The following is a 9,094-nucleotide window of genomic DNA, read 5'->3' on the forward strand; positions in this document are numbered from 1 at the left end:
AATTCGCTGCTGTACTTAGTCATAAGAAAAGCCCCACAATCATCAGACTTATCGTCTAACAATTGTAGGGCACTTCAGGTAGCGCCTGGAGCCCTTGAGTAACGCTGATTTAGTTGTGGTTAACGATCGTGGCCGCTTAGTCCTGCTCCTGGTTGCGGCGGCGCTTGATGTACAGGGCGGAGCCAGAGCCGACGATCAGGACCGTCGCGGTGACCAGCAGCAGCAGGCGCGCATCGGAACCGGTCATTGGCAGGTTCGGCAGCATGTTGTCCGCGTCTTTGACGGTGGCATCCACATCGGTATCTTGAGTTGCGGTTACTTTGTAAATCTTGCCATCAATGTCATAACCGGCTGGGGCATCGGTTTCAACCAGGTAGTAATCTTGTTTGCCGGTTGTTGGATCAACGGCCAGACCAGTGAACTCGCCCTTACCTTGAGCATCTGTTGTGACTGTGATGACCTTACCCGCATTGTCTTTCACCCAGTCGCCGAGTTTGGCTTTATCCTCGCTTTCGGCGATCCGGAAGCTAGCGTTTTCGAGTGGCTTGGCCGCAGAAGTATCATCCGTCTTCAGGACGTCAATGTTGCCGAACTCAACTGCGGGATTATCTGGAACATTATTGGGATCTGTTGGTACGTCAGGGGTGCTTGGATCATCGGGGTTCTTCGGGTCCGTCGTGATGTTACCTTCGTTAATGGTCGTATTGTGGGTCAGAATTCCTGTGCTCTGAGTGTAATACGAATCAAAAGTATTGACGATGGTGGCATCGCTACCGCTAGCTTTGGTTGTCGTTGTTAGCGTTGCGATGATACTGGTTGAGCCAGCGGCTTTCTTCATGCCGGCCTTAGTTAGACTGATCTGGACAACGGTATAAGCGTGATTATTTAACGTCTGATCAGCAGAAGTCTCGGTATAGTCGGTAGTTTTCTCCAACACAGTGCCGGTTGATGGGCCACCATCCAGTGTAACTGAGTCTACCTTTGGAGAATCCAGTGAACTCTTGTCAACCGGATCGGAAATAACGAGTCCTTTGGCATAAGTCTCAGGATTTTCAGTTTCTGGATCTGCTGGAGTGTAAATATCAGCCGGGGTCGCCACCTTTAAGTCCCAGCTAACATTAGCACCAGCTTTTACCGATTCAGTCTGGCCCGCGCCGCTACCACTAAAGGTCTTGACAGGCTGCAAGTCAACGTCTTTAGTTTCGTTCTTTGGATAAACGTTGACATCATACAGCAAACTTGGGGTCCCGGTTTCCGCATTCTTTTGAGTGAGAGGGACCCGAACAATAAATGGTGCTACCGTGCCGGTGACCGAGCTGGATGTCAGCTCAGTGACCAAGTAGTAACCATCAGCGGCGGTCCCTTTGCCGAGGTTGGCCGTCGCTGACCCTTCATCGTCAGTCGTCACCACTTTTTTGGTTGTCTCGTCCACAGTATAGGACGACGGATCATCTGCTGACATTTTCTTAGTTTTGTCGGCAGCCGAGATCTTCACGACGCTAAACGAGATGTTGGCAAGAGGCTTGCGAGCGCCAAGGTTGGCGGCATCAGTCTCCGTACCAGTTGGGTCAGCAGTCCCTTTACCGCCATCATATTTGTGGATAGTAATGGTCCGTTCGGTATCCTCGTTAGCAAGCGCACTTTCGCTCGGTTCTGCGGCTTGGGTGAAGACTGAACTGGTTATTGGCGTATATGCAATTGCGGCCGTGGCCCCTAGGCTACCAAGAATAAGACTGCTGACAGCGAAGACGTGGAACAGGCGGGTTTTGTAATCTACTTTTTTCATTGATAATTCCTCCTAGGATCTCTTTTTGGGTTTGCTGGTAATGATGATCATGCCGACTAGGCCGGCAAGGGCAATGGTGGTGCCGGCTGCCAGTAGCAGTAGCCGTGAGTCCCGACCAGCGTTTGGAAATTGATCGGGACCGCCGACTTGTGCGACCTGCTGGACCTTGACGGGAATGGTCTGGGTGGCCACGCCATCTTTGACCGTGAACTGGTTCCCGATAAACGCCGGCCCAGTGTTGTCGGCCGGGGTGTAGTCGGGCGTGTCAGTTAACAACTGCTCAAGGTCGATCGGCGTGCCAATATCAGTGCCGCTGATTGGTTTGCCGGGGATGGTTTTGACGGTCTCGCCGGTGTCCACATCCGTTAGGGCGACGCTGTAGGTCGCTGGTGTCGGCTCGTAAGTGCCAGCGCTTGCCTCCGGACCCGTGAACTGGTTGTTCGTTAGGGCGAGTCCATCGCTTCGGCGTAGCCAGATATTTTCGGTCTTAGCCGGCAAGGCAACCGGCGTCTTGGTAAAGGTTTTGCTGAAGGTCACGCTGGATAAGGCACCGTCACCGTCAAACATCGTCTTCAGACTGTTGGGATCGGTCAGCTTGCCGGTGTCCCAGGTGCCCATGTTCACCCCGGTCAACACGGGGTCCTTCTTGAACATGCCGGTCATGTCGGTGGCCGCCGCCGTGTCTACTTTATCGAGCCCGGTAATGGTCTTCACATTAGGAAGATCCGCGAAGAGGTACGCGGCATTTGACCCAAGCGCAGTCGGCGCATCCACAACGATCGACGTGGCAACGTCGCCCACTTTTTGGTTCTGATCCGTCTTGGCGGTGGTCCAAGGATTGGCCGTGGCCCCGTCTGCATTGGCGAGTGTGCCGCCCAGAATGTGTAACACATTCTTCATGTCTAGGTACCAGCGCACAGCCGAGACGCCGGTGCCGATAATACCTTTGGCCTGAACTTTCATTACGTGGAACGTACGATCGTCAGACTTATCACTGGCTAATGTGAATGAAACTGGGTCAGGATTCTTTGCCTGGTACTGACCACTGCCATCTACGTAGATATATGGAAAACGCGTGATGTAATCGATGCTCCAAGGGTCGAGCGGGGTGTAGGACTGGGGGCTACCGGCCGCGCCCCAGATCTTCCATATCATCGCTGGGGTGTCGTCGGGAAGCAAGTAAGACATGTCCGCAGAAGCCGGGGTGCCTTTGACATAGGTTGCAGGGCCATCACCGTTAAAGGTAGTGAAGAGCGGATCGTCAGCGCCTTTAAATGGTAGCCGGTACCATTTAGGCGGGGCAGGTTTGGTCTTGTCTGGGTTAGGGTAGAATAACTGCACTCCCTTTATTGGATCTGTCTGGCTAGTCGTCTTAAAGTTGGGTCCGAAGGTAATACTGGTTAATTGGTTTGCTTCGAACATGTGCGCAAAGCTCTTGACCTTCTGGGTGTCCCAACCGGATAAGTCGAGGTTGGCAATGAGATTCGATGAGTTGGTAAAATTAAGTCCGTAAAACATCTGGGACATGTCAGTAACTTTACTGGTATCCCAGCGTGTGATGCCTTCAAGCCCTGAGCTAAGTTTCATCAGCATACTGAACATGGCCGACATATTGGTGGTGGCGCTGGTATCCAGGCGGTCGAGTCCTTGGATTGACTGGAGCTCGACCATCCCTGAGAAGAGGCCGCTGGCATTGACTGGGGCCTTTACCTTCCCATCAAGGACAATACTTTGAGTAGCGCCGGAAATGTCAGCGAAAGGACTTGGGGTGCCAGTTTGCATTTCGGGCAGGGTCCCTGAACCAAGGTGAATGGTTTGATCATCAGTGAGATACCAGGGAACGGTGCCCATGATTCCTGTTTTCGCGACGCTCGTCATCTTCACAACAATGTTCTGCTGGTTCGTCACGGGCACCGTGGCCGGCGTGAAGGCAGTCATGGGATCGCTGTTTTGAATGGTAAAGATGTGGTTGGCGAGCGCCGGGGTTTGCCAAGGATTCCGCTCAGTGTACGTAGTGCTACCAGGGTAAATGCCATCCGTGAAGAGCGGGTGGTTATTCTCGTCAACATAAGTCGCGTTGAGCATTGAGCGAATGAATTGCTGCGTGGCCGAACCCTGAGCCTGGGTGTGTTGATAGGTCGTTGCTTGGGCAGGGGTTTCGGCGCTGTCGAACCAGGTGCCACTACCAGTCGGCAAGGCCAGTGGCGAAGTTGGGTTCGTATAGACCTGACCGCCGAACGTGATATCGGTCAGAGCGGCATCACCGGCTAGGGCGTCCTGCAACTGATTGGCCGCCGGCGCGGTACCGGTCGTCATGTTGGTTAAATCAAGGGTTTTGAGGCTGGTCATGTTCCCGAAGAGATTGGTCAGCTTCGTGGCGTTGGTGAACTTACCGCTGAATTTCAGGTTTTCCAAGCTGCTGTCTTTGTAAAACAGCCCGCTGGCGTCGGTCACGCCGGTGAAGTCGAGGTTATCGAGGCCGTTGATGGCTGTCAGGTTTGGCAGCCCGGCGAATAAGGCGCGCGAGATCGGATTTAACGTGACCTTGCCGGTAATGTTGATGGTCGTGATTTGGTTTTTGTATTGGAGCCACGGGCTGGTTGACACCGACGCGCTGGCGCTTGAGCGGCTGGCTAAGGTGCCGGGGCCAATCGTCAGGATCCCGCGGTCGCTCAGTTCCCAGCGGCTATCGCCATCGGTGCCGCTATGCATGGTCAGCGCCAGTACCGGCACTGCCGGCATCACGCTGATGGCACTGACGGGACCGCCGGTGAGAAGGATGCCCGCCATCAGCATGACGAGCCAGCGCTTGCCCTTCTTATATAATTTCTTGTGTGGTTGCGCGTTAGTCTGCCTCATGTGCGGTCACCTTCTTTCGCAGCCAGACGGCAACAATCAGTGATGTGAGCAGAATGGCGGCGCTCAGGCCGAGGACCAGGAGCCAGGGAAAACGGGCGAGGTGGCCGTTGGTTTGCATGATGGCTTCGGGCTGGCGCGCGTCGCTCTTGCCGGTTTGCCCGGCGGCGCCGCCCGTCGTTTGGCTGCCCGCTTCACCGGTGGTCTGGCCGGTGGTGCCTTCAGGCGTAGTACCGTCGCCGCCTTCATTGTGGTAGTCACCCAGTCCGGACTTGGGCACGTAGGCGAACAGCGGGTGGGCGGCGCTCAGGGTAAATAGCACCGGCGCGGCCGGTACGAAGACGCGGTCGTTTTCCTGCTCGGCCAGAATGTAGGTGCCAAAATCAAGTCCGTTGGCCTGGGCCTTGCCGTCCTCGCCGGTGGTAAGCGTAACGGATGAGCGTTCCTGGTAGGTGCTCGGCTTGGCCGGATCGATCGCGGCGGTGCCGGTGGCCGTGACCCGGCTCAGCTTGTACTCGGCGCCGGCGAGGGCATCGGTTGCTTGGCTGGTGCCGTCGGTGGGGATGCTGATCCGCTTGTCGATGGTCACCTGGCCGGCCCCCGCGGCGAGGACGGACTGCGGCGCGCCCAAGGCCATGAAGAAAAGGGCGGCCAAAGTCATCACAATCGTCGTTACTGACTGTTTCAACTTGACCGCCCCCTCAGTGTTTTTGTTATAAGTAATCATTCAAACTTCACTTGCATCATAACAAAATTCTGGTCAATGGATATGCCAACAACGAACAAAAAAGTTTGCAAAATTTGTAAAAGCACCGGGTGCTGGACCAGTCTGTCCTTCCTGGCGAGCGGGTCCACCGTGAAGCGCTTACTTTCGCTTGTTATCAGGCGGACCGCCCAAAGTAAACCATTTATTCCCGTAAACCGCCCCAGGTTCCTTGACTGGCAAGCGTTTACCGGTGGGCAGAAAGCGTCCCGGTGGCCCCTATTCGGGCTTATAATGTCGTTATATAATGACCGTTATGTGCTGAATAGGACGATTATTTTGTATATATCATTTCAAATTTTGAGTCTGGAGTTTGGCTGACCATATTTTTCCGGGATCAATGCCCGAAGCCGAGGCCAGGGGCCCCGGTGCGGTCGCCCCAGGCAACCGGGCGAAGCGGCACCAGGCCCGCCCGCGGGCTAAAGAAAGCGTTTGTATATTGCGCCGCGTTCTTCTAAAATATACTTGTGACTGTGTTCACGTAAGCCGCATTAGGGAAACTAAGGACATTAATGGAGGACAAACATGCGCAAGACAAAGATCGTGTCGACACTCGGGCCGGCATCGAATGACATTGAAACGATTACGGCGTTGATCCACGCAGGGGCGAACGTGTTCCGCTTCAACTTCTCCCACGGGGACCATCCTGAGCAGCTCGGCCGGATCAACCTGGTCAAGCAGGCGATGAAGGACACCGGCATCAAGGTGGGCCTGATGCTCGACACCAAGGGCGCCGAGATCCGCACCGGCGAGAACGTTGACGACGCGGTATTCCACTACGAAACCGGCGACAAGATCATTTTGACGATGAACACGGGCGTTGAGAACGTGAAGGACCGCATCGACGTCACCTACGCCGGACTGTTCGATGACGTCGAAGTCGGCGGCCAGATCCTGTTTGACGACGGCCTGCTGGGCACGACGATTTTGTCGAAGGACCCGAAGAAGCGCGAGCTGACGCTGGGCGTGCAGAACCCCGCGGACCTTGGCAGCAAAAAGGGGGTCAACGCGCCTGGGGTGTCCTTGAAGCTGAAGGGCCTGACCGATAAGGACCGCGACGACATCAAGTTCGGCGTTGAGCAGGGCATCCACTTCATCGCGGCCAGCTTCGTGCGCAAGCCAAGTGACGTCCAGGATCTGCGCGACCTGCTGGAAGAGGTCGGCGGCCAGGACGTGCTCATCATCCCGAAGATCGAATCGCAGGAAGGCATCAACAACGCCGATGAGATCATCCGCCTCGCCGACGGGGTCATGGTGGCCCGCGGCGACATGGGCGTGGAGATTCCTTACGAGGAAGTGCCAGCCGTTGAGCAGGAGCTGATCCACAAGGCCAACCTGATCGGCAAGCCGGTCATCACCGCGACCCAGATGCTGGATTCCATGCAGGAGAACCCGCGGCCGACCCGCGCCGAAGTGACCGACGTGGCCTTCGCGGTCCTGCAGGGCACGGACGCGACGATGCTGTCAGGCGAATCCGCCAACGGGGACTACCCGGTCGAATCCGTCCACACCATGGCCGTGATCGACGAGCGCGCGGATAAAATGCGCCCGCTGCACAGCCCGGTTTTAAACGAGCTGAAGCAAAGCGGCTCCATCACCACGACCACGGCGATCGCCGCGGTGACGGCCGCCGAGCGCGTGTCCGCCAAGGCCATCATCACGCTGACCTCCAGCGGCTACACCGCGCGCCAGATCAGCCGCCTGAAGCCGGCGGCCCCGATCATCGCGCTGACCTACACCGAGCGCACCGCCTCTCAGCTCCTGCTGTCATGGGGCGTGACGCCGATGGTCCTGCCGAAGGGCGACGCCTATGAGGATCTGATCGCGCAGGCGGAACAGCGCCTGATCAAAGAAGGGGTGGTGGCTGCAGGTGACGTGATCGTCATCGTGGTCGGCCTGCCCTTATACCAGGCGGGTTCAACTAACAACGTGCTGATCTCCCGCGTGGCGGAAGACGCCAACCCCGAGAAGTAAACCCGAACAACGAGCAGCAGTCGGCCGCGGCCGGCTGTTTTTTTATCCAAAAATTCTGCAAAACCCGAACATTAATTTAGCAAGCGCCGGTATTTACATTTATCCGCGAATATTCTATGATAAGCAGCGTGCTTAAATTGTTTTCAGAAAGCAGGAATTATCCATGAAGCAAAAGATCCTTGATTACTTCGAAGTTGCCCAACTTGGCACCACCGTTCGCCGCGAGCTGCTGGCGGGGTTCACCACGTTCATCTCGATGGCCTACATCCTGTTCGTCAACCCGTCGGTGCTGGGCGCCGCGGGGATGGACCGGGGCGCCGTCTTCACGGCCACGGCGCTGGCCAGCGCGCTGGGCTGTATCCTGATGGGCGTCTTGGCCCGCTACCCGATCGCGACCGCGCCGGCGCTGGGCATCAACGCCTTTTTCGCCTATTCGGTCGTCATCGGTATGAAAATCCCGTGGCAAACGGCGCTGGCCGGGGTGTTCGTCGCCAGCCTGATTTTTATTCTGATTACGGTGTTCAAGCTGCGTGAGCTGATCATTGATGCCATTCCGGCCGACCTGAAGTACGCCATCTCCGGCGGGATCGGGCTGTTCATCGCCTTTCTGGGGCTGAGCCAGGGCAAGCTGATCACGGCCAATAAGTCGACGATCGTGGGGCTGGGCTCCCTGGAAAACCCGCTGGTCTGGCTGACGATCTTCGGCCTGGTGGTCACGGCGATCCTGATGGTGCGCAAGGTGCCCGGCGCGATTTTCATCGGCATGGTCCTGACGACGCTGCTGGGGCTGGTGACCGGCCAGATCAAGGCGCCGACCGCGCTGATCAGTGCGGCGCCGAGCCTGCGCCCAACGTTTGGCGTGGCGGTGATGCACGTCGGCGACATTAACACGCTGCAGCTGGCGGTGGTCGTTTTAACCTTCCTGCTGGTCACGTTCTTCGACACGGCGGGCACGCTGGTCGGCCTGGCCAACCAGGCGGGCTTCATGAAGGATAACAAAATGCCGCGGGTCGGCAAGGCGCTGGCCTCCGACTCCACGGCGATGCTGGTCGGCTCCGTGCTGGGCACCAGTCCTGTCGGTGCGTACGTCGAGTCCAGTGCCGGCATCGCGGTCGGCGGCCGCACCGGGCTCACGGCGGTCACGACCGGCGTGATGTTCCTGGTGGGCATGATCTTCTCGCCGCTGCTGTCCGTGGTCACGGACCAAGTCACCGCACCGGCGCTAATCATTGTCGGCGTGCTGATGGCCCAGTCGCTGCGGAGCATCAATTGGAGCCAGCTGGAGATCGCCATCCCGTCGTTCCTGATCCTGCTGGGCATGCCCTTGACCTACAGCATCTCCGACGGCATCGCGCTGGGCTTCATCATGTACCCGATCACCATGCTGGCGGCGCGCCGCGGCAAGGAGGTCTCCCCGATCATGTACGGGTTGTTCTTCGTGTTTATTGGGTTTATGTGGATTCTAAACCAAGGTGCGTAGGGTCGACGGTTTTAGCCCGACAGCTAGCCTAGCTTCAGGCATTGCCGGCGTTCTTTGCCGGCGAGGCCTGAAGCGTAGCTAGATGCTCGGGCGTTGTCGACCCGCAGCCCAATTACGCCAAGGTGCGTAGGATCGACGTTCTTAGCGGGATGGGTAGCCTAGCCTGGTGCTTTACTCGCAAAGCGAGTGAAGCGCCAGGCGTAGCTAGCCACTCCCGCGTTGTCGACCCGCAGCC

At 57.2% G+C, this 9,094-nt stretch carries 5 protein-coding genes; 2 read left to right on the forward strand and 3 right to left on the reverse strand.

Translation table 11 applies throughout. The annotated features are described in order from the left end of the window. Positions 1-136: 136 nt before the first annotated feature. Genes EKM85_RS11240 through EKM85_RS11250 form a run of 3 tightly spaced genes read right to left on the reverse strand, consistent with a single transcriptional unit; the run spans position 137 to position 5,330 of the window. Positions 137-1,786, reverse strand: a complete 1,650-nt coding sequence (locus EKM85_RS11240) for a SpaH/EbpB family LPXTG-anchored major pilin (RefSeq protein ID WP_125586931.1) — start codon at positions 1,784-1,786, stop codon at positions 137-139. Positions 1,787-1,798: 12 nt separating this feature from the next. Next, positions 1,799-4,645 carry a BspA family leucine-rich repeat surface protein gene (locus tag EKM85_RS11245; RefSeq protein WP_125586933.1) on the reverse strand — a complete coding sequence of 949 codons (2,847 nt, stop codon included), beginning with the start codon at positions 4,643-4,645 and terminating at the stop codon, positions 1,799-1,801. Beyond that, entirely contained in the window at positions 4,632-5,330 is a 699-nt protein-coding gene (locus tag EKM85_RS11250; RefSeq protein ID WP_125586935.1) for a prealbumin-like fold domain-containing protein, read from the reverse strand. Before EKM85_RS11250 ends, EKM85_RS11245 begins: the two co-directional genes overlap by 14 nt. Positions 5,331-5,930: 600 nt before the next feature. Between EKM85_RS11250 and pyk the strand changes: the two genes are divergently transcribed. Continuing rightward, on the forward strand, positions 5,931-7,379 hold the full coding sequence (pyk, locus tag EKM85_RS11255; protein ID WP_125586937.1) for a pyruvate kinase: 1,449 nt from the start codon (positions 5,931-5,933) through the stop codon (positions 7,377-7,379). A gap of 163 nt (positions 7,380-7,542) precedes the next feature. Continuing rightward, the gene (locus EKM85_RS11260) at positions 7,543-8,859 is read left to right on the forward strand and encodes an NCS2 family permease (protein WP_125586939.1); all 1,317 of its coding nucleotides are present in this window, start codon (positions 7,543-7,545) and stop codon (positions 8,857-8,859) included. The last annotated feature ends 235 nt before the right edge of the window (positions 8,860-9,094 follow it).

This window comes from Lacticaseibacillus jixianensis (assembly GCF_003946485.1).
Lineage (GTDB): Bacteria > Bacillota > Bacilli > Lactobacillales > Lactobacillaceae > Lacticaseibacillus > Lacticaseibacillus jixianensis.